Source organism: Stenotrophomonas lacuserhaii (assembly GCF_039674585.1).
Classification (GTDB): domain Bacteria; phylum Pseudomonadota; class Gammaproteobacteria; order Xanthomonadales; family Xanthomonadaceae; genus Stenotrophomonas; species Stenotrophomonas pennii_A.
Genome location: NZ_JBDJNU010000002.1, coordinates 165,970 through 192,733, shown reverse-complemented (window position 1 = coordinate 192,733; position 26,764 = coordinate 165,970). Strand labels below are relative to the sequence as shown.

Here is a 26,764-nt window from a genome sequence, read left to right as displayed (position 1 = left end):
GAGTTGGCGGGAACGCTCATCAGCATGGATGCGGATCGCGAGCCTCCATGGACGGATTCACGCCGATTCCCCCCAACACACCCCGCCCCGCCAACACGCAGCCCTGCAGCTTCTGACGTTGACGTTGCTTCGAAGCAGGCACCGGGCTGCAAGCCCGGCAACCCACCACACACCTCAGTCGCGCTCGGCCGCCCGCTCGGCTTCCAGCCGCGTTTCTTCCTGCGCCGCCATCTCGCGTTCGATCCACGCCTCGATCATCTGCCGCGCGCGCAGCGCCTTGCGTCGCTCACGCGTCCATTCCTGGTCCAGCACGCGGTACAGCGACACCATCACCAGGATCATCAGCACGGCGAAGGGCAGCGCGGCGATGGTGATCATGCCCTGCAGCGCCGACAGTCCGCCGGCCAGCAACAAGGCCGCCGCGATCAGCGCAACCCCCACGCCCCACGCCAGCTTGCGTTTCGGCGGCGGGTCACCGGCTTCATCGGTGGACATGCTGGCCAGCACCAGCACTGCCGAATCGGCGGAGGTCACGAAGAAGATCATCAGCAGCACCAACGCGACGCTGGCCAGCAACAGCGCGAACGGCAGGCTGTCGAACATGGTGAACAGCACCGTTTCGTAGCCATTGCCCAGCGCGGCCACCAGATCGACATGGCCGAACAACTGCGACCACAGCGCGGTGCCACCAAACACCGAGAACCAGACGAAGCCCAGCACGGTCGGCGCGATGACCACGCCGATCACGAACTCCCGCACGCTGCGGCCACGCGAGATGCGCGCGATGAACGACCCCACGAACGGTGCCCAGGCAATCCACCACGCCCAGTAGAAGATCGTCCAGTCGGCCACCCAGGTGCTGCCGGAGAACGGCGACATGCGCAGGCTCATCGTGACCAGCTGGTTGAGGTAGGAGCCCAGGGTGGTGGTGAACGTGTCGAAGATGAAGCCGGTCGGGCCCAACACCAGCACCATGGCCAGCAGCAACGCAGCCAGGCCGAGGTTGAAGTTGGACAGCCATTTGACCCCGCGCTCCACCCCGCTCAGGGTCGACGCCATGTACAGCACGAACGCCACCGCGATGATGACCATCTGGGTCGGCACGCTGGAGGTGATGCCGAACACCCGTTCCAGCCCGGCCGCGATCTGGATGGTGCCGAAGCCCAGCGTGGTGGCCACGCCGACCGCGGTCGCCACCACGGCGGCGATGTTGACCACGTGGCCGATCCAGCCGCGATGGTGCCGACCGATGATCGGCTGCAGCATGTCGCTGACCAGGCCGCGGCCGTTGCGGTTGAACTGGAACCAGGCCATCGCCAGGCCGATCAACGCGTACACCGCCCATGGATGCAGGCCCCAATGGAAGAAGGCGTAACGCATCGAGGCACGCGCCGCGTCCATGCCCATGGGTTCCAGCCCTTCCGGCGGTTTGACGAAATGCGAAACGGGCTCGGCCGCGCCCCAGAACACCAGGCCGATGCCCATGCCAGCGGCGAACAGCATCGACATCCAGCTGGCGCGGGAGAAGTCCGGCTCGGCATCTTCGCCGCCGATGCGCAGGTTGGCGAAGCGGCCGAACGCCAGGTACAGCAGGAAGGTCAGCGCAAGGAACACGACCAGCAGGTACAGCCAGCCAGCGCCGCGGACCACCTCGGCCAGCACGGCCTGTACGACGGCGTTGAAGGAGTCCGGTGCGAGCCCGGCGAGCAGCACCAGGACAGCGACCAGTGCGATGGAAATTCGAAACACCATGGAGGGGCTTCTCCGATCAGCGAATGAGGGAGCGAGCAGAAGCTTGCAGCGCGATGCCGGGCAATGCCAGCAGTGCGGATGACGGCGGACGGCCGCATGCCTGCAGGAGCAGGCGCGACAGTGCGCTGCGCGATATTACCCAGCGCGGCGTCATGGGCTCGTCAGTGTGTCGTCCGCGACAGCTGCGGTATGTTCTAATGCGCGCTGAAGCGGGGGTACCGCGGCCAACCGGCCGTGGTTGAGATAGTCCCTTGGAACCTGATCCGGCTCATACCGGCGTAGGGAAGCTTTGCAATGCCGTCCGTGCGTGGGCCCTCCCGGGGTCGGCGCGCGTGCGTCGGCGCACCGCCGCTTCGTCCCCGAACCTGATTGGACGAAGCCGATGAACGTACCGTACGACGACCTGCGCCAGCAGGCGCAGCAGCTTTCCGAATCCGTCACCCGCCCGATCCCGGGTTCGCGCAGGATCCATGTCGCCGGGTCGCGGCCGGACCTGCGGGTGCCGATGCGCGAGATTGTCCTTGGCCCGACCCCGGATACGTTCGGCGGCGGCGAGAACGCTGCGCTGGCGGTGTATGACACCTCCGGTCCCTACACCGATCCCGAGGCGCGGATCGACCTGGCGGCGGGCCTGCCTGCCGTGCGCCGGGCCTGGATCGAAGAGCGCGCCGACACCGCGCTGCAGCAAGGCCCAGGGTCGCTGTTCGGGCGTTCGCGCGAACGCGACGCCCGCCTGGCCGACGTCAGGTTCCCGGCCCGCCAGCAATCACGCCGCGCGCATGCCGGCGCCAACGTGACCCAGATGCACTACGCCCGCCAGGGCATCATCACCCCGGAGATGGAGTTCGTCGCCATCCGCGAGAACCAGCGCCTGCATGCAGTGCTCGATGCCGGACTGCTCCAGCAGCATCCGGGGCAGTCCTTCGGTGCTGCCATCCCGCGCGTCATCACGCCGGAATTCGTGCGCAGCGAGATCGCCCGTGGGCGAGCGGTGCTGCCCAACAACATCAACCACCCGGAAAGCGAGCCGATGATCATCGGCCGCAACTTCCTGACCAAGATCAACGCCAACATCGGCAACAGTGCGGTGTCTTCGGGCATCGCCGAGGAAGTGGAAAAACTGGTCTGGGCGATCCGCTGGGGCGGCGATACGGTGATGGACCTGTCCACCGGCAAACATATCCACGAAACCCGCGAATGGATCATCCGCAACTCACCGGTGCCGATCGGTACCGTGCCGATCTACCAGGCGCTGGAGAAAGTGGGCGGCCGTGCCGAGGACCTCAGCTGGGAGGTGTTCCGGGACACCCTGGTTGAACAGGCCGAGCAGGGCGTGGACTACTTCACCGTGCACGCAGGCGTGCTCGCTGCGCACGTGGCGCTGACCGCGAACCGGGTCACCGGCATCGTTTCGCGCGGCGGCAGCATCCTGGCCAGATGGTGCCGCGCGCATCGCAGGGAAAACTTCCTGCACACCCATTTCGAGGACATCTGCGAGATCATGAAGGCGTATGACGTGACGTTCTCGCTGGGCGATGGCCTGCGCCCCGGCTGCATCGCCGATGCCAACGACGCGGCGCAGTTCGCCGAACTGGAAACCCTGGGCGAACTGACGAAGGTGGCCTGGCAGCACGACGTGCAGGTGATGGTGGAGGGCCCGGGCCACGTGCCGATGCACCTGATCAAGGAGAACATGGACAAGCAGCTGCGCGAATGCGGCGAGGCCCCGTTCTATACCCTGGGGCCGCTCACCACCGACATCGCGCCGGGCTACGACCACATCACCAGTGCGATCGGCGCGGCGATGATCGGCTGGTACGGCACGGCGATGCTCTGCTACGTCACGCCCAAGGAACACCTGGGCCTGCCGGACCGGCAGGACGTGCGCGACGGCATCATGGCCTATCGCATCGCCGCCCATGCCTCGGACCTGGCCAAGGGGCATCCCGGTGCGCAGGTGCGCGACAACGCGCTCAGCAAGGCCCGCTTCGAGTTCCGTTGGGAAGACCAGTTCAACCTCGGGCTGGATCCGGAGAAGGCACGGGAGCTGCATGACCAGACCCTGCCCAAGGATGCGCACAAAAGCGCCCATTTCTGTTCGATGTGCGGGCCCCAGTTCTGTTCGATGAAGATCAGCCAGGAGCTGCGCGGGCCGTCCGCAGGCGGGTAGGGCACGGACGGCCGCAGATCCCGGTGGGCGACTACCCCGGGTGCTGATGGGTGACGACCTCGGCTCCGGTGGGTGACGACCCCGGCTCCGGTGGGTCACGACCTCGGCTCCGGTGGGTCACGACCTCGGCTCCGGTGGGTGACGACCGTTGGTCGTCACGCTCTCCCCCGTTATCCTCCGCCCATCGTTTCCCAAGGCCGCGCCATGCCCATCCCGCCCACCCTCCGCTGGCTCGCCATCGCCCGTCGTCATCCCTCCGCCTGGTTGCTGGCGGTGCAGTTGCTGGGCGTGCTGGTGTATCCGGCAATGGATGACACCGCGGCGGGGCGGGCGGCAGTGGGCGCGTTCGGTATCGCGGTGCTCGGGCTCGCCCTGTGGGTGGTGCAGCGCAGCCCGCTGGGCACCTGGCTGGCCCTGCTGCTGGCCATTCCCTCGGTGGTGTTCTCCATCGCGGCGGTGCTGCTGGGAAAGACCGCGCTCGGCACCACCGCGCAGTTGCTGGAAAGCCTGCTGTACTTCTATACCGCCGGTGCGTTGATCGCCTACATGCTGCAGGACCATAAAGTCACGCGCGACGAACTATTCGCCGCAGGCGCCACTTTCACGCTGCTCGCATGGGCGTTCGCGTTTGCGTTTTCGGTCTGCCAGCAGTGGTATCCAGGGAGTTTCCTGGCCACCAGCGACACCGAATTCCGTAGTTGGATGGAGCTGCTTTATCTCAGCTTCAGCTTACTGTCCGGGGTCGGCCTCAGCGACGTGGTGCCGGTGCACCCCCAGGCACGCGCATTGGTAATGCTGGCGCAGTTCTGCGGGGTGATGTACGTGGCGCTGGTGGTCTCCCGCCTGGTCGGTTTGACCATGCTCGAGCACCGACAAAAATGAATGGCAGATAAAAAAATCGCGCCCCGGAAGGCGCGAAGAGTAAAACTGTTTATCTGAATACGTGGGCGAGAGAGTGCCTGATGTCCGCCGCAGCATGTGCGGTTAACGCTCATAGGCTAGTATTCGCGCGCTTCGATTCATTTGCGTTATGGGTCCATGCTGTTTGCAGAGTCTGGCTGTTCGCGATTGCCCCCTCCGGTCATTCACGTGCACCCGGCTGGCATCCTGCCTGCCGCCCGCGTTCGAGATACATGACCATCAGCGACAGCCCTTACCAAGATGCAGATGTGCTGCGCATCGGCGACTGCACCGTGACCTTCTCGTCACGCGAAGTGCAGGTGCCGGGCGCGCGTCGGATTCGCAGGCTCACCCCGAAGGCGGTGGGCGTGCTGCGCGTGCTCGTGCGCAGCAATGGGCGCGTGGTGACCCGGGATGAGCTGTTCGCCGAGGTGTGGCCGGACACGCTGCCCACCAACGATGTGCTGACCCAGGCCGTGACCCAGCTGCGCAAAGCCTTCACCGCCGACAGCGAGGACGGTCCCGCCTACATCGAAACGATCGCCAAGACCGGCTATCGCCTGCGGGTGGCGGTGAGCGCGGTGGATCCGGTTGAACGCTCCGCCCTGCCAGTGGACGAAGCGCCAGCGCCGCCGCCGGTGCAGCCGCCCGCTCGCAGCGAGCTGGACGTAGACCTGGGCACGGACGTGGACATCGACAAGGACGCCCCCCGCACCCGTCCCGAGCCGCTGCTGCTGGCGCCGGTGCGGCCCCGCAGTGCCTGGCGACGCGTCCGGCGCTGGGTGCTGCTGGGCGTGGGTCTGTCCATGCTGTTGGCGCTGGGCGTGATGGCCTGGCTGCTGCTGCGCCGGGATACGGCGCCCTCGGCAGTCGACGCGGCGGTGGAAAACGGCACGCGGGTGATCGGCAGTCCGCAGCGTCCCTATCGACTCATCACCGCCAGTGCGGGCTTTGAAACCTATCCCACGCTGTCGCCGGATGGCTCCCAGGTAGCGTACGAAGCCAGTGAGGAAGACGGCGGCGGCCAGATCAAGGTGCAGACCTCCGGCAATTCGCCCGCACGCAACCTGGTGGACCGTCCGGACGGGGCGGTGGACCGCTTCCCCAACTGGTCCCCGGACGGCCGCGAGATCGCCTTCGCGCGGTTCTCCGGTGAAGGGCGCTGCGAGGTGCTCATCGCCAGCGCGACCGGCGGCAACCTGCGCCAGGCCACGCGCTGCGATGGCACCGAACTGCTCAGTTTCGACTGGACGCCGGACGGCAGCGGGCTGGTGTTCGGCAGCATGGTGGGCACCTACGCCCACCGCGGGATCCGGGTACTGGACCTTGCCAGCGGGCGGTGGCGCGCGTTGACCTATGCCGCGCACAAGGACGACTTCGATTACGCGCCGCGTATTTCCCCGGACGGGCGCTGGCTGGTGTTCGTACGCAACCCGCAGGTCGGTGACCTGTGGCGGATGCCGGCCGAAGGCGGCCCGCTGGAGCAGCTGACCGACGACGCCGCCGAGTTCCGTGGCTGGGCCTGGCTGGGTGACAGCCGGCAGATCGTGTTCGGTCGGCGGGTGGACAGCGAAGCGCGCCTGTACCAGCTGGACACAGAGGCACGCACGCTGCGCGACCTCGGCCTGGACGACGCACAGTGGCCGGCGGTGGCGCGCTCGACCAACTTCCTGGCCTTCGTCCACCGCAAGGCACAGTTCGGGTTGTACAAGGTACCGGTGAACGACCCGGCGCGGGCACAGCGGCTGTTCGCGTCCAGTGGCCGTGACAGCCAGCCGATGCTGGCACCTGACGACCGGCAGATGGTGTTCGCTTCAGACCGTTCCGGCAGCTACGCACTGTGGTGGGCCGACCTGCAGCAGCCGCAGTCCCTGCGGCCCATCGAGGGACTGCGGCCGGATACCCGGCAGCCGCCGGCATGGTCGGCCGACAGCCGGCACCTGCTGGTGCTGGGGCGTGATGACCAGGGCGAGCCCCACGTCTACGAGATCACCCCGCGCGATGAACAGCTGAGCGTATTGCCGGTGCCGGTGGCGCGCCCGCTGCAGGCCTTGTACCTCGATGATCCCGATCGCTTGCTGGTCATAGAGCGGGGCGACGACCAGCGCACCCGCATGAGTCTGTATGACCGACGCGACTGGCAGCGACTGGCGACCTTGTACGGCGTGTCCCAGGCGCGCTTCGACAGTGAGCGGCAACGCGTGGTGTTCACCCAGCTCGGCGCCAGTGGACTGTGGTCGGTGGATGCGTCGCTGTCCCCGGCCAGCGTCCAGCAGCTGAGCGCCGACAAGCCCTCGCGCTGGCGTTACCGCGCGTGGTCGGTGGCCGGCGGCGGCCGCGTCGACTATCTGGATGAGTCCAACCAATGCAGCTCCGGCCTGCTGCGTATCGCCGATGGGGTCGAGTCGGTATCGCGCTGCCTGGATGCGACGCGGCTCAGTGCCGGCAATGGATTGAGCAGCAGCGTTGACGGAAATGACGTGTACGTTTCGCTCGCCGTGTCCGACGGTGCCGACATCGGCGTGATGGCGCTGCCCGAGCGCCCGGCAGAAGTCTTTCCCGCTTTCGTCAAGTCTTTGAAAATAAAGCCATAAATGGTTTCGTAAGTTCTTCGTGCGGACATCGTGGCGATTTCGTCGCGAAGTCGTCGCAACGTCCTGACCGCTGACGCCTGATTTGGCAAAACAGACACCCTGTATTGGTAAATACGTGGTGCTCCATGCGTCAGCTCTCCCTGGCCGATCGCGGTCAAACGATCTCCCTCGACAAGTCATCCGATGACGCGACGCCGATCTGCCTGAGCGTTGCCCGGCTGGGCAGCCTGCAGACCGCCGGAAGCTGCTTCACCGTGTGGATACAGGTCCGCGGCAGTGCGTGGGTGGAGGCCAAGGAGGGTCGCTTCCGGATGCGCCGCGGCGAGTGGATCGCCTTCGAGAAGGAGTCCCGTCCGCTGGTCCAGGCCGGCCGCAGTGGGCTGTGCATCGGCCTGGCGCTGAATGCCGACGCCATGCGCATGTTGATGGAACTTGCCGATTGCGGCCTGTACGCCGGCCGTGGGCTGATGAAGCAGGCCGAGCTGCGGGTTGCCCTGCGCCTGTGGCGTGATGCCCTGGACAGTGGCCTGCCGGCCCAGGCGCTGCGCCCGATGCTGCTGCACCTTGCATCGCTGCAGCGCACGATGGCCGGCACCGTACAGCGTTGCCCGGGCCGTTCACGCAGCCGCAAGCGCCAGGTGTTCGGTCGCATGCAGCGGGCCCGCCTGTACCTGGAAGGCAACAGCCACCGCGTGGTGCGCATCGGCGAACTGGCGGAACTGACCAACTTCTCCAGCTGGTACCTGTCCAAGACCTTCCAGAGCCTGTACGAAGAAAGCCCGCAGGCCCTGTCGGCACGGCTGCGGCTGGAGCGCGCCGCCGACCTGCTGCGCGATACCGACATGATGATCGGTGAAGTCGCCTCGGCCAGCGGATTCGACAACTGCTGCAGCTTCGCGCGGGCGTTCCGCGCCCGTTTCGGTACGTCGGCATCGCATTACCGTGAAAGCGTCGCCAAGCTGTCGCCACATTCGGCAAAGTCTCTCGCTGCATCACGCAAACCAAGGACCGCAACACAATCGTAACGTTTGATGGCGTTTTAACACGCCACTAACGTACCTTGGAGAGAGACATGAATTTCCGTACCCCCGCCGTGCGGCTGGGCATGCTGCCGGCCGGCATTGCGCTGGCGCTGAGCCCGAGCTTCGCCTCGGCGCAGGAAGCCGCAGCAGGCACCACCGACCTGGATCGCATCTCGGTCACCGGCTCGCGCATCCGCGCGGCCAACGTTGAAACCCAGCAGCCGATCCTGACGCTGAGCCGCGAGAGCCTGGAAAAGCAGGGCTTCAACTCCGTTGCCGACGTGCTGAACAACCTGACCTCGGCCGGTGCCCCGGCGATCTCCCGTTCGGAGTCGCTGGCTTCGGGTGAGAACGTGGGTGGCTACTACATCGACATCCGCAACCTCGGCGCTTCGCGTACCCTGGTGCTGATGAACGGCAAGCGCCTTGGTGCCTCCACCTCGGGCCTGCAGGATCTGAGCCAGATCCCGATGGGTGCTGTCGAGCGCATCGAAATCCTGAAGGATGGCGCGTCCGCCATCTACGGTTCCGACGCGATCGCGGCCGTGGTCAACGTGATCACCCGCAAGAACGTGGAAGGTGGCGAAGCCACTGCGTACTTCGGCCAGTACGGCGAAGGCGACGGCGACACCGAGCAGTACTCGATGACCCTGGGTGCTACCGGCGAGCGCGGCAGCCTGACCCTGTCGGCTGAGTACAACAAGGCCGATCCGGTCATGGCGAAGGATCGTTGGTTCAGCCGTGACGGCAACCGCGGCCCGAACTCGACCCCGGCTTCGTGGAGCGCCCTGAGCCAGAACGGCAGCTGGTGCAACCCGACCATCTACAACTGCGACAGCGCCAGCGCTGTGTGGCAGACGCTGAACGCCGGCGGCAACCCGCTGAACGCGGCCGATTACCACCCGCTGACCCAGGCCGAGTACGCCAACGCCAACGAGCAGATGTCCGTGCTGACCGGTGTCGAGCGTAAGTCGCTCTACATCAACGGCACCTACGACTTCACCGACTCGATCAGCCTGAACACCGATTTCCTGTACAACGAGCGCAGCACGTTGCAGCAGATCGCTGGTTATCCGTATCAGTCGCAGAACTTCGGCACTCCGCTGTCGGGTGACAGCGTCTACAACCCGCTCGGCCAGGACGTTGAATTCCGTCGCCGCCTGTGGGAAGTGCCGCGTACCACCGAGAACCAGCTGAAGACCACGCGCTTCGCGCCGACCATCAGCGGCTTCTTCGATTTCGCCGGCAAGACCTTCGACTGGGATGTCGGTGCGCTGTGGAACCGCAACGAGAACATCAGCACCGGTCACGGTGATGCCAGCCTGATCGCCACCCAGCAGGCACTGGGCCCGTCGTTCATCAACGGCAACGGCGTTGCCACGTGCGGCACCGCGGCTGATCCGATCACCAACGGCTGCGTGCCGTGGAACCCGCTGCTGCCGTACGGCGTCGCAGGTGCCGGTTCGCTGGCCGACCCGGCGCTGCAGAACTTCCTGTTCCCGACCTACACCACCCGTGGCGAGAACAAGACCACCAGCTTCACCGCGAACCTTGCCGGTTCGATCGTGACGCTGCCGGCTGGCGACCTCGGCTTCGCCGTGGGCGTCGAGCACCGCGAAGAGAAGGGCACCTACGTGCCGGACGCCTTCGCACAGTCGGGCATGTCCACCGGCCTGGGTCAGCAGACGACCCGCGGCGAGTACGATCTGGACGAGGTCTACCTCGAACTGAACATTCCGATCCTGTCGGACCTGCCGTTCGCCAAGGAACTGAGCGTCAACGTTGCCAGCCGTTACTCGGACTACAGCAACTTCGGCGACACCACCAACAGCAAGTTCGGCATCACCTGGCGTCCGCTGGATGAACTGCTGGTCCGCGGCACCTACGCCGAGGGCTTCCGCGCTCCGACCATCAGCGACCTGTACGGTGGCCTGAGCTCGAGCTTCGAAAGCTACACCGATCCGTGTGGCGTCGGCGCACCGGGCAGCGTTGCCGGCAATGCCGCCTGCCTCGCCGCCGGCGTGCCGGCCAGCTACGTGCAGCTCGGCCAGGGCGGCGTCCCGTGCGCCACCCTGCCGTGCGCGACCAATGACCAGTTCATCTCCGGCGCCAACCCGGACCTGACCCCGGAAACGTCGAAGAGCACCACCGCTGGCCTGGTCTGGAGCCCGCGTTGGGTGCAGGGCCTGGACATCTCGCTGGACTGGTACAAGTACGAAATCAGCGACATGATCATCGCTGACAGCGTCGACCGCATCCTGCGTGACTGCTACGTGCTGGGTGATTCCTCGCGCTGCGCCAGCGTGGTTCGTGGTCCGGCCGGCAACATCACCGCGCTGACCTACGGCACCGCCAACCTGGGCAAGATGGAAACGCAGGGTTACGACCTGGGCGTGAAGTACCGCCTGCCGGAAATGGCGATCGGCAACTTCAACATCGACTGGCAGACCAGCTACCTGTCCTCCTACGATGAAGAAGGCCAGAACAGCGCAGGTGACACCATCACCATCGGTCGCGTCGGCGAAGCCGGCCTGTTCCGCATCCGTTCCAACGCCACCATCGGTTGGACCAAGGGTGACTTCGGTGTGAACTACACCGCGCGTTACTACTCGGGCATCGCGGAAAGCTGCATCGCGATCGGCTGCACCGATCCGGACCGCTTCCAGAATGGTGAGTCGGCTCCGATCCGCAAGACCGGTTCGAACACCTTCCACGACCTGCAGGTCAGCTACACCGCACCGTGGGATGCCACCATCGCAGTGGGCGCGAACAACGTGTTCGACCACCGCGGCGCGCTGCAGTACACCGCACCGAACAGCAGCTTCGCTTACTACGGCGGCTTCGACGTCGGTCGTTTCCTGTACATGAAGTACACCCAGCGCTTCTGATCCACCGAAGCACTGTTGCGTAAGTGAAAAGGGGCGGACCGCAAGGTCCGCCCCTTTTCTTTGTCTGCGATGGGAACCGGTAGCGCCGAGCCACGCTCGGCGGCTCCCCGTCAGTCCGCCAGCCACCCGCCGCCGACCATGGGCCGGCGCTACCCGGCCAGCGTGGAGCTGTCGAAGGCGGGGCGGGGTGGCTGTGCAGGACCGTCTTTTCGCATGGATGCGAAAAGCGAGCCTACACGGACGTACTTGCGGCGTGTCCTGCACAGTCACCCCGCCCCGCCAACCCGTATGACGACGCGGGTCTCAGCCCCATGTCAGCTTGCCGGGCACCCTTCGCCGACCATGGGTCGGCGCTACCCGCGCGGGCGCTCAGGCGTCCGCCGGCGACAATCCCATCAACGCATTGGCGTGCTCACGCCATTCCGGCAGCTTGTGCAGCACGTTGGCGCGCTGCAGGTAGTCCTCATCCACCGCCTCGCCGTTGATCAGGGCCAATGCCACGTGCACCGCACCGGTGACCCAGAAGCTGCGGGTGTTCGAACGCTGCGGCTGCAGGTGGAAGCCGACTGCCTCCACGATCGGCATCGGCAGGCCCCACAGGCCGAGCAGATAGGCGCCCGCTTCGGCATGCCCCGGACGGCCATCGTCGGTGCCTGCAGCAGCCGGTTCAGTGCGCTCGTTGCGTACCCCCGGCAGCAGCAGGCCGATGTCGGCCAGCAGCGCAGCGGTGGATCCCAGTTCCGCGCTGGATGCCGGCAGCAGGCGTGCGGCCAGCCGCGAGGCGAGCAGCGCACGCTGCTGCAGCGCGTTGCGTTCGGCCACCGACAGCGTGGAAGCGGAAAACACCTCGCTGGCCAGCACCAGGTCACGCAGCGTGGACAGGCCCAGGCGGGTCACCGCCGTGCGCAGGTCGGAAATGGTGCGGCCGCTGCTGAAGAACGCCGAGTTGGACAGCTGCAGCACCTTGGCGGCGATCGCCGGATCGGCCGCGACCAGCTTGGCGACCTCGTTGCTGTCGGCGTCGTCGTCACGTTCCAGCGCGCGGGTCAGGCTCATGTAGAGATGCGGCGGGGAAGGCAGCTTCTCGATCCGGCCGATGGCATCGCGCAGCCGCGGGCTGTCCAGCAGTTCGCGCAGCTCTTCCAGGCTGCTCAGCGCCTCCAGCAGCACCTCCGGCGCCAGCGGCAACGGCAGGAAACGATGGGCGATGCCGATCAAGCGCGCCGGTGGCGGGCGGTTTCCCTGCTGGGCGTCGATCAGCGCCACGCGGATGGTTTCCGGACGCAGGGTACGGATCTGCCCCAGCAGCGTGGTGGCATCCATGTCCGGCAGATAGGGGCTGACGATCACCGCATCCAGCGATGATGCCGCCACGGCCGCCATCGCGGCGTGACCGTCGACAACGGTGGTGGTGTGCCAGTCTTCCCCAAGATCGGCGATGAATTCGCTCAGCTCAGCCGGCAGGCTGGCCTCGTCCCCAACAAACAGAATGCGCACGACACGTTCCCCTGGCGGACCATGGCACGGCCACGGTCGATGTGAAGTGTCGCAATTTAACCGATTCGGCGTGACGAGAGATGTGCCACAAGGCCGAAAACCGCGAACTGCATCGCCCTGGCGGGGAGGCCAGGGCGATGGACGGAAGGCTCAGGCCTTGCCGTCGAGGTAACGCTGGTGGGCTTCGACCAGGATCGCCTTGGCTTCGGCAGCGCCGGCCCAGCCGTCCAGCTTGACCCACTTGCCCTTCTCCAGGTCCTTGTAATGCTCGAAGAAGTGGCCGATGCGCTCCAGCCAGTGGCTGGACACCTGCGCGATGTCTTCCACGTGGGCGTAGCCGCTGAACACCTTGGAGATCGGCACGGCCAGGATCTTTTCGTCGCTGCCGGCTTCATCGCTCATCTTCAGCACGCCGACCGGACGGCAACGCACCACCGAACCGGGGATCAGCGGCAGCGGCAGCACCACCAGCACGTCGGCCGGGTCGCCATCGCCACACAGGGTGCTCGGCACGTAGCCGTAGTTGCAGGGGTAGCGCATCGGCGTGGAGAGGATGCGGTCGACGAAGATCGCGCCGGTGTCCTTGTCCACTTCGTACTTCACCGGCTCGGAATCCTTCGGGATCTCGATGATGACGTTGATTTCGTCCGGCGGGTTCTTGCCGGGGGAGACGAGTTCCAGACCCATGTGTGTACTCCGGTTGCGGGGGCGAAAAAGAAGACCATTTTATGCGTTTGCCCGGCGCCGTGCTGGCCTTCCCCACAGCCCGCCGGGCGGCCTGCGGGCCGGCCGCCCGAGGATTCTCCGATAGGCCGGCCGAGCGCAGCGCGGCAGGGTGGAAGCTCCCGTCACCTTGGTGGATTTCATGATCCTTCTCAAGCACTTGGAGCGCCGGTCACGCGTTCGTATCGGCTGCGCGGTGGCCGGCCTGCTGGCGGTCGCCGCCAGCGCACGGGCCGCCGATGGGCCGGTGCCGCCGGTGCCGCCGGTGGCTGCACGCTTCGTCGATCTGGTCGACCACCCGGCGCCGGAGGCCAACTGGGACCGCTTCTACGCCCTGGAAGACCACTTGGCCCGCGTCTTCCTCAAGGCATGTGGTGGAGGGGCCTGCCTGCCCCGGCGATTCCTGTGGCCGATGCAGCTGCGCTGTTCGGTCCGGGTGGCCGACGCCACGGTCGCGGCGTGCATCTGGGTCATCGCCGGCAGTGATCTGCGGGTGCGCGCGGCGGGCAGCATCGACCCCGACGTGGTGATCTGGCGTTGCGCGCTGCCGCTCGGCACCGGCGTGGAGGTGGACGCCTTCCATGCCGCGCTGGCGGTCGATGATCCGTTGGCGGTTCGCCTGCCGGGCGCCGCCGCTTCCCTGCTGCAGGGACTGCGTGCGTGCCTGGCCCGGCCGGGAGCATCCTCGTGATCGCGGCCGCGGCGCTGCTGGTTGCCCTCGCTCCGCTCGGTGCGGAGCGCTACGTCGATGCACGTGACTACCCGCGTGCCGGCGCTGGCGAAGCCGGCTTCGGCGTCTTGGAGCGCGCGCTGGTGCGCGGATTCGACTACATCTGCGGGGACACGTTCTGCGAAGGCGACTACGGCAACCTGCGCGCCCTGCAGCTGCGCTGCGCGGTCTCCCGCGATGGCGGCACGGTCGCCGGATGTCTGTGGAGCTTCGCCGGCAGCCATGCCGATGTCGACCCTGCCGAACCGGCGCCCCGGGTGGATGCACGGACATGGGCCTGCGCTTTGCCGGTGGTCCCGGGCACCTCGCTGGGGACCCTGCTGGATCGCCTGCGCGGGCCGGATGCACTGGATACGCCGCTGCCCGGTACGGACGTCAGCACCTACGAGGCACTGACCGACTGCCTGTGATCCGGTGGCAACCGGCTCAGGCCGGATTCGCCTGCACGGTGGCATCGCTGTGCAGCGCTTCGTTCAACTCATCGACCACGATCGCCCAGTCGTTGTCCGACTTCAGCGATTCGGCGAGGAAATGACGCTGTCCTTCGCTCCAGAACGAAGCGGCGGTGACCTTGATCTCCGCAGGCAGCTGGTGCTGCAGGATGAAGCCGGCAATGTCCGCTTCACCGGCATCCAGGCCGAGCTGCAGGAACAGGTTGGTCATGTTCGGTTCTGTGGTGATCATCGTGGCGCGGCATCTGCTGTGAAAGGTCGCCGGCATTATGCCGGGACCACGCACGGGCGCGATGTGATGGATGTGCCCATCCCATCGCGCCCGCCGTCGTCAGAGCAGCGGCACCAGCAGCAGTGCCACGATGTTGATGATCTTGATCAGCGGATTGATCGCCGGTCCTGCGGTGTCCTTGTAGGGGTCGCCCACGGTATCGCCGGTCACCGCGGCCTTGTGCGCTTCGCTGCCCTTGCCGCCGAAATTGCCATCCTCGATGTACTTCTTGGCGTTGTCCCAGGCGCCGCCGCCGGTGGTCATCGAGATGGCCACGAACAGGCCGGTGACGATGGTGCCGATCAACAACCCGCCCAGCGCGCGCGGTCCCAGCAGCAGGCCGACCACCACCGGCACGGCGACCGGCAGCAGCGAGGGAACGATCATTTCGCGGATCGCCGAACGGGTCAGCATGTCCACTGCGCGGTCGTACTGCGGTTTGCCGGTGCCCTGCATGATGCCGGGGATTTCGCGGAACTGGCGGCGCACTTCTTCCACCACCGCGCCTGCCGCGCGGCCTACCGCTTCCATCGCCATCGCACCGAACAGGTAGGGAATCAACCCGCCGATCAGCAGGCCGATGATCACCTCATGGTCGGACAGGTCGAAGCGGAACTCGATGCCCGGATTGGCCGCCTGCAGGTTGTGCGTGTAATCGGCGAACAGCACCAGCGCGGCCAGCGCCGCCGAGCCGATCGCATAGCCCTTGGTGACCGCCTTGGTGGTGTTGCCGACGGCATCCAGCGGATCGGTGATGGCGCGGATTTCAGGCGGAAGATCGGCCATTTCGGCGATGCCGCCGGCGTTGTCGGTGATCGGGCCGTAGGCATCCAGCGCGACGATCATGCCGGCCATCGACAGCATCGCGGTGGCCGCGATGGCAATGCCGTACAACCCGGCCAGCGCATGTGCGCCCCAGATCGCCACGCACACCGCGATCACCGGCAGCGCGGTGGATTTCATCGAGATCCCCAGCCCGGCGATGATGTTGGTGCCGTGGCCGGTGGTGGACGCCTGCGCCACGTGCTGCACCGGCTTGTACTGGGTGCCGGTGTAGTACTCGGTGATCCACACGATCAGCCCGGTCAGCACCAGGCCGATCAGGGCGCAGCCGTACAGCGCGTAAGGGCCGAATACATTGTCGTCCATCAACGCGGTGGTGACTGGATAGAAAGCGACCGCGGCCAGTACGCCGGACACGATCACCCCCTTGTACAGCGCGCCCATGATCGATCCGCCCGGCTTCACCTTGACGAACAGCGCGCCGATGATCGAGGCGATGATCGACACCCCGCCCAGCACCAGCGGATACAGCACCGCGTTGCGACCGGCTTCGGCGATCATCAGGCTGCCCAGCAGCATCGTGGCGATCACCGTCACCGCATAGGTTTCGAACAGGTCGGCGGCCATGCCCGCGCAGTCGCCGACGTTGTCACCGACGTTGTCGGCGATGACGGCGGGGTTGCGTGGATCATCCTCCGGAATGCCGGCTTCCACCTTGCCGACCAGATCGGCGCCGACGTCCGCGCCCTTGGTGAAGATGCCGCCGCCGAGGCGCGCGAAGATCGAGATCAGCGAGGAGCCGAACGCCAGCCCGACCAGTGCATGCAGGGCCTGCGCCACGTCCAGGCCGAGCCGCAGCAGGATGGCGTAGTAGCCGGCCACGCCCAGCAGTCCCAGCCCGACCACCAGCATGCCGGTGATCGCACCGCCGCGGAACGCCACGTCCATCGCCGCGCTGATGCCATGCCGCGCCGCTTCGGCGGTGCGCACGTTGGCGCGCACCGAAACGTTCATGCCGATGTAGCCGGCGGCACCGGACAGCACCGCGCCGATGGCGAAGCCGATCGCGGTGTACCAGCTCAGGAAGATCCCGACCAGCACGAACAGCACCGCCCCGGCGATGCCGATGGTCAGGTACTGGCGGTTGAGGTACGCACGGGCACCTTCCTGGATCGCGCCGGCGATCTCGGCCATGCGTGCGTTGCCACTGGGTTGGCGCAGGATCCAGCGCGCCGAGACGACTCCGAACAGGATTGCGATGACGGCGCACAGCAGCGCCAGTGACAGCCCGTGACGTTCCAGCATGACCTCTCCCGGTGTGGATGAAAGAACATCCAGCGGTGGTGAACTTCACCACGAGGGGGACGACGGGCTGCAGCCTTGGAACCAACCCGTAACTGACCGTGATGGTCGTCCGACGTATGGCGGTGTTCAGCATTCCCTGGTGGCCGCAGTATGCGGTCCGGGGCCAGCGGGCGCCAGCGCCTTTGCGCGCGGTTAAGCCAGGCTCTGCGACCGTGCGGCCATTACTGTCGTGGAGAAGACCAATGCGCGTGCCCCTGCTGATGATGGCCCTGCTGGCCCCGGCCCTGCCCGCGCTGGCCGCGGAAACGCCCGAGCTGCAGCGTGCGGTGGGCGCGGCCCAGGCGGTCGGTGCGGTGCATACGCTGCGCCAGATTCCCGAAGCCTGCGCGCGGCTGGAAGGTACCTTCACCGGCGATGCGGCGCAGCCCTACCGCTTCGCGCCGGTCCGCACCAGCGAGCAGTGCCAGCCGCGGGCGCGCTTCGTCGATTACGCCAAGGCGCAGCCGAGCGAGGCCAAGGGCTGGAAGCTCAACGACGTGATCCGGGTGCCGTCGGCGGCGTGTCCGGCCCAGCAGGCGGTGGTGCGGGTGTGGCGGCTGCCGGTGGCGCCGACCACCGAACGCGACGGCCAGGGCCAGTCGCGCATCTATCTGGAAGACGCCAAGAAGCAGGCCAGCAGCGGCACGATCCCGAAGGTGACGATGTTCGCCGCGCAGCTGCAGATGGAAGGCAAGGCCTGCCAGTAGACCGGGTAGCGCCGGGCCCTGCCCGGCGCCACCGTTGGCGCGTCAGGCTTCGAACGGCTCCAGCTTTTTCTTGACCGCGACATTCTTCAGCGTGACGTACTTCGGCAGCCCGTCCGGCCCGTAGGGCAGGGGGGCTTCGCCCTTGATCAGCGGCTGCAGGTAGGCACGGGCCTTGTCGGTGATGCCGAAGCCGTCCTTGCGGATGAAGCTGGCCGGCATCTTTTTCTCATGGTTGGCGATCTTCGCCAGCGGTGCCGATTCGATCTTCCAGCGGTAGGGCTTGTCGCTGCTGCGCACGATCACCGGCATCACCCCGTTGTGCCCGGCCAGCGCCAACCGCACCGCCGCCTTGCCCACCGCCTGCGCCTGTTCCCAGTCGGTCCTGGAAGCGATGTGGCGTGCCGAGCGCTGCAGGTAGTCAGGCACGGTCCAGTGCACCTTCAGACCGAGCTGGTCCTTGACGCGTGCGGCCAGGTGCGCGGCCACGCCGCCAAGCTGGGTATGGCCGAAGGAGTCCTTGCTGCCGCCGGCATCGGCGACGAAGGTCCCATCGGCCGTGGCGATGCCTTCGGAGGCGACCACCACGCAGTAGCCCACCTGTTCGACCACCGCGCTCACCTTGGCCAGGAAGGCCGCTTCGTCATAGGCGCGTTCCGGCAGCAGGATCACCTGCGGGGCCTCGTCCGGTCCCGTGCCGGCCAATCCGCCTGCCGCGGCCAGCCAGCCGGCGTGACGGCCCATCGCTTCGTAGATGAACACGCGGGTGGAGGTCTCGGCCATGGCGGCCACGTCCAGCGCCGCCTCGCGAACCGACACCGCCGTGTACTTGGCCGCCGAGCCGAAGCCGGGGCAGGTATCGGTCACGGCCAGGTCGTTGTCGATGGTCTTGGGTACGCCGATGCAGCTCAGCTCGACCCCGCGCTCGCGCGCCAGTTCGGACACCTTCAACGCGGTGTCGGCCGAATCATTGCCGCCGTTGTACAGGAACCAGCGCACGCCGTGGGCCTGCAGCACCTGCAGCAGCCGGTCGTAACGGGCTGCATCCTGTTGCAGTGATTTGAGCTTGTAACGGCAGGACCCGAACGCGCCGCCCGGCGTGTGGGCCAGCGCCCGGATGGCACTGATCGGTTCGCGCGAGGTATCGATAAGGTCTTCGCGCAGCGCGCCGAGGATGCCATTGCGTGCGGCAAGCACCTTGACACCGCGGGCGCGGGCTTCCTGGATCACCGCCGAAGCGGTGGCATTGATGACGGCGGTGACGCCGCCTGACTGGGCGTAGAGCAGGGTGCCTGGGCGCATCGGAACCTCGTGTCGGGGCAGGGACATTGCAGGGACATTACCCGGATGCGGTAAAGTGCGGGTATTGCGGTGCAGCGATACCGGTCCGTCCGGACGCCGTACGTTCATGAATTTCAACACGTTGGAGTCAGCTAGATGCGATTGGTTCTGTTGGGGCCGCCCGGTTCGGGCAAGGGTACGCAGGCAACCCGCCTGAAGGAAAAGCTCGGCATCGCCCACATTTCCACCGGCGACCTGCTGCGCGCCGAAGTGGCTGCCGGCTCCGAGCTGGGCAAGCAGGCCAAGGCGGTGATGGATGCCGGCAACCTGGTGTCCGACGAGATCCTGCTCGGCATGCTGCGTTCGCGCCTGTCGCAGGACGACGTGGCCAAGGGCTTCATCCTGGACGGCTATCCGCGCAATGTGGCCCAGGCCAAGGCACTGGATGGCGTGCTCGCCGAGATCGGCCAGCCGCTGGATGCGGTGGTGCAGCTGGACGTGGATGCCGACCAGCTGATCGAGCGCCTGGCCGGCCGTGCGAAGGAGCAGGGCCGCGCGGACGACAATCCGGATTCGGTCCGCCATCGCCTGCAGGTCTACACCGAGCAGACTGCACCGGTGGTGGATTTCTATGCCGAACGGGGCACCCTGGCGCGCCTGGATGGCATCGGCGAGCTGGAAGAAGTCGAAGCGCGCATCCACGCCGTGCTGCCGAAGGCCGGATGAGGCCGCCGAGGCCTGCGCTTCGCGGCTGAAAAAACACAGGCCTGGTCCCTTCGGACCAGGCCTGCGTCATTTTAAAGCCAGCGGTGGGCTTGCTCAGGGCCCCGCAGCGTGAGCTCCCATGGGGATGGCCTCTTGGGGAGTAGGACCGGTGGGGAACTGCGGCTGGCACTGTGAATTGTGTCTATGTTCATAGGCAGCCGCTATCAGGAATTCCCTGACATGTCTTTGGCTTTGTCTGAGCTGTCTGTCGGACTTATCTGACCTTCTGCTTGTCAGGATGGCCCACCACCGGGTCGATCGGTAACAATGCGGGTCATGAGCAACGTACATATTCTTGGAATCGCCGGCACCTTCATGGGCGGCGTGGCCGCACTGGCGCGCGAGCTGGGCCATGCCGTCAGTGGCAGCGACCAGGCGATCTATCCGCCGATGTCGACCCAGCTGGAAACGCTGGGGATCCAGCTGGACCAGGGGTATCGTGCCGACAGCGTACCGCCGGGCAGTGCCGAGGTGGTCATCGGCAATGCCCTCTCGCGCGGCAATCCCGCCGTCGAAGCGGTGCTCGACGCCGGCCAGCGCTATGTGTCCGGTGCACAGTGGCTCAGCGAGCGGGTGCTGCCCGGTCGTGACACGCTGGCCGTGGCCGGCACGCACGGCAAGACCACCACCACCACCATCCTGGCCTGGCTGCTGGAAAGCGCAGGCCGCGCGCCCGGCTTCCTGATCGGCGGGGTCGCCGAAGATTTCGGTGTGTCCGCACGGGTGGGGCAGGGCCGCGAGTTCGTGGTCGAGGCCGACGAGTACGACACCGCCTTCTTCGACAAGCGCAGCAAGTTCGTGCACTACCGGCCGCTGGTGGCGATCCTCAACAACCTCGAATACGACCACGCCGACATCTTCCCGGACGTGGCGGCGATCCAGCGCCAGTTCCATCACCTGGTGCGCACCGTACCGGCGCGCGGCCGGCTGATCGTCAACGGCGAGGACGCGCGCCTGGCCGAGGTGCTGGCGATGGGCTGCTGGACCCCGGTGGAGCGCTTCGGCTTCGATGCGACGCTGGAATGGCACGCCGAACTGCTGCGCGCCGACGGCAGCGCGTTCGTCGTGCATCATCGCGGGCAGCGGGTGGGCGAGGTCCATTGGGCGTTGCTGGGCCGCCACAACGTGCTCAATGGCTTGGCTGCGCTGGCCGCCGCACACGCCGTGGGCGTGGTGCTGGCCGACGTGCTGCCGGCGCTGTCACGCTTCCACAGCGTCAAACGGCGGCTGGAAGTGATCGGCCAGGCCGGCGGCATCACCGTGTACGACGACTTCGCCCATCACCCCACCGCCATCGCCACCACGCTGGAAGGCCTGCGTGCCAAGGTGGGCGATGCGCGCATCGTGGTGGCGATGGAACCACGCAGCAATTCGATGCGGCTGGGCGCACACGCCGAAGCCCTGGCGCCTTCGCTGGCGTTGGCCGATGCGGTGGTGTTCCTGCACCGGCCCGGGCTGGAATGGGATGCTGGCGCGGTGATGGACGCCGTGCGCGGCCAGGCGCTGGCGGTGGCCGATACCGATGCGTTGCTGGGCCGGTTGGACGCGCTCGCCGAAGCCGGTGACCACGTGGTGTTCATGTCCAATGGCGGCTTCGATGCCGCGCCGCGCCGCTTCCTGGCGCAGCTGCAGGGGCCGTGAGCGCGGTCGCCACGCTGCCGTTGTTTCCGTTGCATGCGGTGCTGTTGCCGGGTGCGAGCATCGGCCTGCGCGTGTTCGAGCGGCGCTACCTGGACATGCTGCGTGATTCGAGCCGCGACGGCGGTGGATTCGGGCTGTGCCTGATCCTGCAGGGCGACGAAGTGGGCGCGCCTGCGGTGCCCGCGGCCTTCGGCGTGGAAGCCCGGGTCGACGACTTCGACATGGGCAGCGATGGCGTGCTGCAGCTGCGGCTGCGCGGTGCGCGGCGCTTCCACGTGGAGCAGACCCGCGTGCGCGACAACGGGCTGGTGGTGGCCGAGGTGCGCTGGTGCGCGCCGGATACCGACGACGAACTTCGGCCGCAGCACGCGCTGCTGTCGACCCTGCTGCAGCACATCATCGAACAGGCCGGTGAGGACTACGCACCGGCTACGCCGGCATTGCTCGACCAGGCATCCTGGGTAGGCTGGCAGCTGGCGCAGCTGCTGCCGCTGGAAGAATCCCAGCGGCTGCAGCTGCTGCAGCTAGACGATGTCCATGCCCGCCTGGACCTGCTGCTGGGCTGGATCCCGTAACGGCCGACGCGTTATTCGGTGCGCAGGCGCAGCACCGGCAGGCCCGATCCGGGATGCACGCCTTCCTGCATCGGCAGGCCATCCACCGATGCCTTGACCGCCGCCATCGCCGGGTCGATCCCGCGCAGCGGATGCCACATGCCGATCCACTCGAAGTGGCGGGTGAAGCGCAGCGTCTGCGCACTGCCCAGCCACAGCGGCACGTCGCCGGGCTGCAGCACCCTGGTCGCCGGCCACAGGCGCAGCACGTGGCGCTCGTCCGGCCGCTCGCCATCGCGCACCATCAGCAGGCTTTCCACCTGGGTATCCAGCGTGGCCGGCAGCACCGGCAGCGCTTCCGGGCCGGTGTCCTGGTCGAGCATCAACAAGGCCTGTTCCCATCCGGCCTGCGGCTGCATCCTCCAGCCTTCTGATTCCAGCCGCGCCTGCAACGGGGCCAGCGGGCCGGCCACCTGCACGTCCAGCGGCCAGCGCTGGTCATCATCGAATTCATTGCGACGCGCGGGCATGGTCTGCCAGTCCTGCTGCCACCAGCGATCGGCCTGCAGCGGCAACGGGGCGGCCTGGTGCGGTTCGAAGCGTTCCAGCTTGACCGGGATGTTGCGCGGTGCGTACCACACGGCCGCCACCAGGAATGTGCCGTAGAACAGCCAAGCGACCGGCTTGACCCAGAACGAACGGTTGAAGCGGCGACGGTAGGCGATGCCCAGCACCAGCAGCCAGAACAGGCCGAACAGCATGCCGCCGATCACATCGCTCAGCCAGTGCGCGCCGAGGTAGATGCGCGAAAAACCGATCAGGCTGACCACGAAACCGGACACCAGGTAGGGCCACACGCGGGTCCGGCCAGGCAGCTCCCGGGCGATCAGCACGGCGAAGAAGCCGAAGGTGATCGTCGCCATGGTCACCGAGACGGACGGGAAGCCGAAGCCGCTGCTGGCATCCGGCGGGCGCACCACGTCCACGGTGGCGCCCAGCAGCATGGTCAGTGCCAGGCCGAAGGCCAGTGCCGCCAGCCAGTGTGCGGCGGCCATCCAGCGCCGACGCCAGAGCAGATACCCCATGCCGACCGCGGTGGCCGGCAGCAGTACCTGCCAGGCGCCCAGCGAGGCCAGCGCGGCCATCGGATGGTCGGCCAGCGGGTTGCGCAGCGCGAGCATGGCCTGGTGCACGGCCAGGTCGATCCTCAGCGGTTCGCCATGGGCCACCACCACCATCAACAGCGCGAACCAGCACCAGCCCAGCACCAGCAGCATCAGCGCCAGCATCGCCAGCGGCACCGACTCGCGCCGTTGCGGATCGAACACCGACACCGAATAGCGGCCCAGCGTGGGGTGGCGCTGCGACCAGTCCAGCAACCGGGCCAGCCAGGTATCCATGCGGGCGGCCGACCAGCGATAGCCGTACAGCACGATGGCCCACACCAGCCCCAGGATCACGCACAGCAGGCCGACCACCACCACCAGCCGTCCGGCGACCGCTGCGACGGCATCGTAGGCACCACCCAGCACCCAGCCGGGCAACAGGAACAACACCGCCCAGGACACGCTGGCGATGCCGCTGGCCTGCACGTAACGGCTGGCCTGCATCTTCATCATGCCGGCGATGGCCGGCACGAACGGACGGATGGCGCCTACGTAACGGGCGACCAGGATGCTCTTGAAGGCATTGCGACGGAACATCGTTTCGCCGCGGTCCAGCAGCTGCGGGTAACGGCTGAACGGGAACACGCCGCGCAGCCGATCGCCCCAGCGGCGGCCGATCCAGTAACTGATGCCATCGCCGGCGAACGCGCCCAGCGCCGCACAGACCACCGCATACGGGCCGGAGACCTGGCCCAGGCCGATGAACACGCCCACAGCGAACAGCAACGGCAGCGCGGGCACGATGGCGCCCAGGATGATGACCGCATCGCAGAAGGCGATGAGGAAGATGGCTGCACCGGCAAGCACCGGATTGGCGGCGATCCAGGCAAGGGTGGCGTCGATCCATGAAGAGTCCATCGCCTGATTATAAAGGCGCGCAGGTGACTGGTTGCCTGCTTGATGCCGGCTGATCGGGACAACGGGGATCGCCTGGAGGGATCGCCTAGAATGGGCCATGGCAGATAACCGCACGATCGCGCAGCACGCGCTCAAGTCCGACAGCTTCGGCCGCATCCTGCTGGTGCAGCAGGCCGAAGGCCGCTTCGTGCGTCGCGACCTCGGCGCCACGCCGTGGTGGCTGCGGATGCCGGCCTGGTGGTTGGCGCGACGCGAAGCGCGCGCGCTGCGGCACATCGATGGCATGCAGGCGGTGCCGAAGCTGTTGGCATGGGACGGCCGCTGGCTGGACCGCAGCTTCATGGCCGGCGATGCGATGTACCAGCGTCCACCACGCGGCGACGTGGCCTGGTTCCATGATGCGCGCCGGCTGCTGCAGGAACTGCACCGGCGCGGGGTGGCGCACAACGACCTGGCCAAGGAAGCCAACTGGCTGGTGACCGAAGCAGGGCATCCGGCGTTGATCGATTTCCAGCTGGCGGTGATCGGCAACCCGCGCTCGCGCTGGATGCGCCTGCTGGCGCGCGAAGACCTGCGCCACCTGCTCAAGCACAAACGGATGTACTGCCGCGGATCGCTGACGCCGGTGGAAAAGCGCGTGCTCAAGCGCACCTCGTGGGTGCGTGAGCTGTGGTTCGCCACCGGCAAGCCGGTCTATCGTTTCGTCACCCGGCGCATCCTGCACTGGGAAGACAACGAGGGACAGGGGCCCAAGCCCTGAGCCGGCACTGCGGCCGGGCGCCCTGGGCGCGCGCATAATGCAGCCTCGGCGTTGGCCGGTGACCAGGAGAAACGTGGTGTCCAACCTGCAGGGCAAGACTCTATTCATCACCGGCGCATCGCGCGGTATCGGGCTGGCGATCGCGCTGCGCGCGGCACGCGACGGTGCCAACGTGGCCATCGCGGCCAAGTCCTCGGTGGCCAATCCGAAGCTGCCCGGCACCATCCACAGTGCCGCCGAAGCGGTCACCGCCGCGGGCGGCCAAGCGCTGGCGCTGAAGTGCGACATCCGCGAGGAAGACCAGGTGCAGGCGGCGGTTGCCGCGGCCGTGGACACCTTCGGCGGCATCGACATCCTGGTCAACAATGCCAGCGCGATCTGGCTGCGCGGCACCCTGGAGACGCCGATGAAGCGCTTCGACCTGATGCAGCAGGTCAACGCGCGTGGCAGTTTCCTGTGCGCGCAGGCCTGCCTGCCGTACCTGCTGCAGGCGCCCAACCCGCACATCCTGAGCCTGGCGCCGCCGCCCAGCCTGGACCCGAAGTGGTGGGGGCCGCATACCGGCTATACGTTGGCCAAGATGGGCATGAGCCTGGTCACGCTGGGGCTGGCGGCGGAGTTCGGTCCACGCGGCGTGGCGGTCAATGCGCTGTGGCCGCGCACGGTGATCGCCACCGATGCGATCAACATGATCCCGGGCGTGGACGTGCAGGGCTGCCGCACGCCGCAGATCGTGGCCGATGCCGCGCACGCGGTGCTGGTGCGCGAAGCGGCCGGCTTCCACGGCCAGTTCCTGCTCGATGACGAAGTGCTCGCTGCGGCCGGGGTGACCGATCTTTCCGGTTACGCGGTGGATCCCGCGCATCCGTTGCTGCCGGATCTTTTCCTGGACTGATTCGACGGCGCGTTGACGGCGGCGTCTGCTAAGGTGCGCGGCTGTAATCGTTTCCAACAGGGAAGTACCCCATGCATCCGACCTTCCGCACGGCCATCCTGGCCGCGTCCGTTGCACTGTGCCTGGCCGCCTGCCAGAAGGGCGCGTCCACCGCCAGCGCCGTCGAGGGCGCGGACAAGATCAACGCCTACATCGCCTGCTTCAACGGTGTGCAGCAGCCGATCCAGGAGAGCTTCCAGCGCTACGTTTCGTGGATCGCCGATCCGGCGGCCGGCCCCACCGGCAAGGAAGAAACCGTGCGTGCGCCGGGCACGGTGCTGTCCCACCGCGTCGAATCCTGCGCTGCGCCGATGACCGCCGCCCTGGCGGAGCAGCCGGCCAACGCGGCGCTGGATCCGGCCGCGCGCCGTTACCAGGAAACCTTCACCGCGCTCAACGAGAAGATCGGCGATGCCGTGCGTTACTACGATCGCGAGGATTACAAGCGCGATGGCGGGGAGGGCATGCGCCAGCGGCACGCGCCGCTGATGCAGGCCTATTCGGCGTTCTTCGACGCCGGTGATGCGATGGATGCCGCGCTGGAAGCGAACGAAGACCAGCGCCGGAAAGAACAGATCGCGGCGATCGAGAAGGAAGAAGGGCGCAGTGCGGCGTTCTACCACCTGAGCATCATCGGCGAGGGCAAGCAGCTGGTGAAGGTGCTGGACGGCGACGCGCCGGACCTCGCCGCCGGCCGTGCACAACTGGCGCGCTACCAGGCCGTGCTGGAAGAGGCGGCCAAGGCGAAGATCGGCCAGGGCGATCCGATGTGGGGCCACATGGAGCGTTCGGCGGACAAGCTGGCCAGCGAGGGCGGGCGCCGCATCGAACGCCTGCAGGCCAACCAGCCGTTGAGCCGCAGCGACCAGATCCTGCTGGAAAGCGGTGGCATGCCGCCCTCCGGCACCGCGCCGGCGCTGCTGGCCAGCTACAACGACCTGGTCGACATGAGCAACCGCATGGCGCGTTGACGCC

At 67.1% G+C, this 26,764-nt stretch carries 21 protein-coding genes and 1 riboswitch; of the genes, 14 read left to right on the top strand and 7 right to left on the bottom strand.

The window, feature by feature from the left end; genetic code table 11:
* Positions 1-174 precede the first annotated feature (174 nt).
* A complete protein-coding gene (locus ABE522_RS01615; RefSeq protein WP_346590103.1) occupies positions 175-1,752 on the bottom strand; it encodes a BCCT family transporter in 1,578 nt (525 codons plus the stop codon).
* Between the two features lie 201 nt (positions 1,753-1,953).
* Positions 1,954-2,055, top strand: a riboswitch (TPP riboswitch).
* Positions 2,056-2,134: 79 nt separating this feature from the next.
* Here ABE522_RS01615 and thiC point away from each other — a divergent pair.
* The 5 genes from thiC (at position 2,135) to ABE522_RS01590 (ending at position 11,326) form a co-directional block, all read left to right on the top strand.
* Complete coding sequence (thiC, locus tag ABE522_RS01610) at positions 2,135-3,922, top strand: phosphomethylpyrimidine synthase ThiC (RefSeq protein WP_346590102.1); 1,788 nt, start codon at positions 2,135-2,137, stop codon at positions 3,920-3,922.
* Positions 3,923-4,126: 204 nt separating this feature from the next.
* The gene (locus ABE522_RS01605; RefSeq protein WP_346590100.1) at positions 4,127-4,804 is read left to right on the top strand and encodes an ion channel; all 678 of its coding nucleotides are present in this window, start codon (positions 4,127-4,129) and stop codon (positions 4,802-4,804) included.
* Positions 4,805-5,055: 251 nt separating this feature from the next.
* On the top strand, positions 5,056-7,416 hold the full coding sequence (locus ABE522_RS01600; protein ID WP_346590098.1) for a winged helix-turn-helix domain-containing protein: 2,361 nt from the start codon (positions 5,056-5,058) through the stop codon (positions 7,414-7,416).
* 125 nt (positions 7,417-7,541) lie between these two features.
* Positions 7,542-8,441, top strand: coding sequence for a helix-turn-helix transcriptional regulator (locus ABE522_RS01595; protein WP_346590096.1), 900 nt, complete (start codon positions 7,542-7,544; stop codon positions 8,439-8,441).
* Between the two features lie 47 nt (positions 8,442-8,488).
* Positions 8,489-11,326 carry a TonB-dependent receptor plug domain-containing protein gene (locus ABE522_RS01590; protein WP_346590095.1) on the top strand — a complete coding sequence of 946 codons (2,838 nt, stop codon included), beginning with the start codon at positions 8,489-8,491 and terminating at the stop codon, positions 11,324-11,326.
* 369 nt (positions 11,327-11,695) lie between these two features.
* Here ABE522_RS01590 and ABE522_RS01585 read toward each other — a convergent pair whose 3' ends face one another.
* The gene (locus ABE522_RS01585) at positions 11,696-12,823 is read right to left on the bottom strand and encodes an HDOD domain-containing protein (protein ID WP_346590093.1); all 1,128 of its coding nucleotides are present in this window, start codon (positions 12,821-12,823) and stop codon (positions 11,696-11,698) included.
* 150 nt (positions 12,824-12,973) lie between these two features.
* Positions 12,974-13,510, bottom strand: a complete 537-nt coding sequence (gene ppa / locus ABE522_RS01580; protein WP_346590091.1) for an inorganic diphosphatase — start codon at positions 13,508-13,510, stop codon at positions 12,974-12,976.
* Between the two features lie 178 nt (positions 13,511-13,688).
* Here ppa and ABE522_RS01575 point away from each other — a divergent pair, with 178 nt between their 5' ends.
* The gene (locus ABE522_RS01575; protein ID WP_346590089.1) at positions 13,689-14,237 is read left to right on the top strand and encodes a hypothetical protein; all 549 of its coding nucleotides are present in this window, start codon (positions 13,689-13,691) and stop codon (positions 14,235-14,237) included.
* Entirely contained in the window at positions 14,234-14,686 is a 453-nt protein-coding gene (locus tag ABE522_RS01570) for a hypothetical protein (protein WP_346590087.1), read from the top strand. Before ABE522_RS01575 ends, ABE522_RS01570 begins: the two co-directional genes overlap by 4 nt.
* Before the next feature lie 16 nt (positions 14,687-14,702).
* On the opposite strand, the gene ABE522_RS01565 is transcribed toward ABE522_RS01570, so the two are convergent.
* Positions 14,703-14,960 (bottom strand): DUF2789 domain-containing protein, encoded by a 258-nt coding sequence (locus ABE522_RS01565; RefSeq protein WP_346590086.1) that lies wholly within the window; start codon positions 14,958-14,960, stop codon positions 14,703-14,705.
* Positions 14,961-15,059: 99 nt separating this feature from the next.
* On the bottom strand, positions 15,060-17,087 hold the full coding sequence (locus tag ABE522_RS01560; RefSeq protein WP_346590084.1) for a sodium-translocating pyrophosphatase: 2,028 nt from the start codon (positions 17,085-17,087) through the stop codon (positions 15,060-15,062).
* A 242-nt stretch (positions 17,088-17,329) separates the two neighbouring features.
* Between ABE522_RS01560 and ABE522_RS01555 the strand changes: the two genes are divergently transcribed.
* Entirely contained in the window at positions 17,330-17,833 is a 504-nt protein-coding gene (locus ABE522_RS01555) for a hypothetical protein (protein ID WP_406846280.1), read from the top strand.
* A gap of 42 nt (positions 17,834-17,875) precedes the next feature.
* Here ABE522_RS01555 and ABE522_RS01550 read toward each other — a convergent pair whose 3' ends face one another.
* On the bottom strand, positions 17,876-19,132 hold the full coding sequence (locus ABE522_RS01550) for a 6-phosphofructokinase (protein WP_346590082.1): 1,257 nt from the start codon (positions 19,130-19,132) through the stop codon (positions 17,876-17,878).
* A gap of 135 nt (positions 19,133-19,267) precedes the next feature.
* Between ABE522_RS01550 and ABE522_RS01545 the strand changes: the two genes are divergently transcribed.
* The 3 genes from ABE522_RS01545 (at position 19,268) to ABE522_RS01535 (ending at position 22,092) form a co-directional block, all read left to right on the top strand.
* Entirely contained in the window at positions 19,268-19,837 is a 570-nt protein-coding gene (locus ABE522_RS01545; RefSeq protein WP_346590080.1) for an adenylate kinase, read from the top strand.
* A 315-nt stretch (positions 19,838-20,152) separates the two neighbouring features.
* Positions 20,153-21,517: a UDP-N-acetylmuramate:L-alanyl-gamma-D-glutamyl-meso-diaminopimelate ligase gene (gene mpl, locus ABE522_RS01540; RefSeq protein ID WP_406846279.1), complete on the top strand. Its 1,365-nt coding sequence runs from the start codon at positions 20,153-20,155 to the stop codon at positions 21,515-21,517.
* Positions 21,514-22,092, top strand: a complete 579-nt coding sequence (locus tag ABE522_RS01535) for an LON peptidase substrate-binding domain-containing protein (RefSeq protein WP_346590078.1) — start codon at positions 21,514-21,516, stop codon at positions 22,090-22,092. The genes mpl and ABE522_RS01535 overlap by 4 nt, the downstream gene beginning before the upstream one ends.
* An 11-nt stretch (positions 22,093-22,103) precedes the next feature.
* Here the strand turns inward: ABE522_RS01535 and ABE522_RS01530 are convergent, their stop codons facing one another.
* Positions 22,104-24,095 (bottom strand): bifunctional DedA family/phosphatase PAP2 family protein, encoded by a 1,992-nt coding sequence (locus ABE522_RS01530; protein ID WP_346590077.1) that lies wholly within the window; start codon positions 24,093-24,095, stop codon positions 22,104-22,106.
* A 97-nt stretch (positions 24,096-24,192) separates the two neighbouring features.
* Between ABE522_RS01530 and ABE522_RS01525 the strand changes: the two genes are divergently transcribed.
* From ABE522_RS01525 to ABE522_RS01515, 3 genes are all read left to right on the top strand, one after another.
* Positions 24,193-24,855, top strand: coding sequence for a serine/threonine-protein kinase (locus ABE522_RS01525; protein ID WP_346590075.1), 663 nt, complete (start codon positions 24,193-24,195; stop codon positions 24,853-24,855).
* 76 nt (positions 24,856-24,931) lie between these two features.
* Positions 24,932-25,750, top strand: a complete 819-nt coding sequence (locus ABE522_RS01520) for an SDR family oxidoreductase (RefSeq protein WP_245625345.1) — start codon at positions 24,932-24,934, stop codon at positions 25,748-25,750.
* 71 nt (positions 25,751-25,821) lie between these two features.
* Complete coding sequence (locus ABE522_RS01515; RefSeq protein ID WP_346590074.1) at positions 25,822-26,760, top strand: YiiG family protein; 939 nt, start codon at positions 25,822-25,824, stop codon at positions 26,758-26,760.
* Positions 26,761-26,764 lie beyond the last annotated feature (4 nt).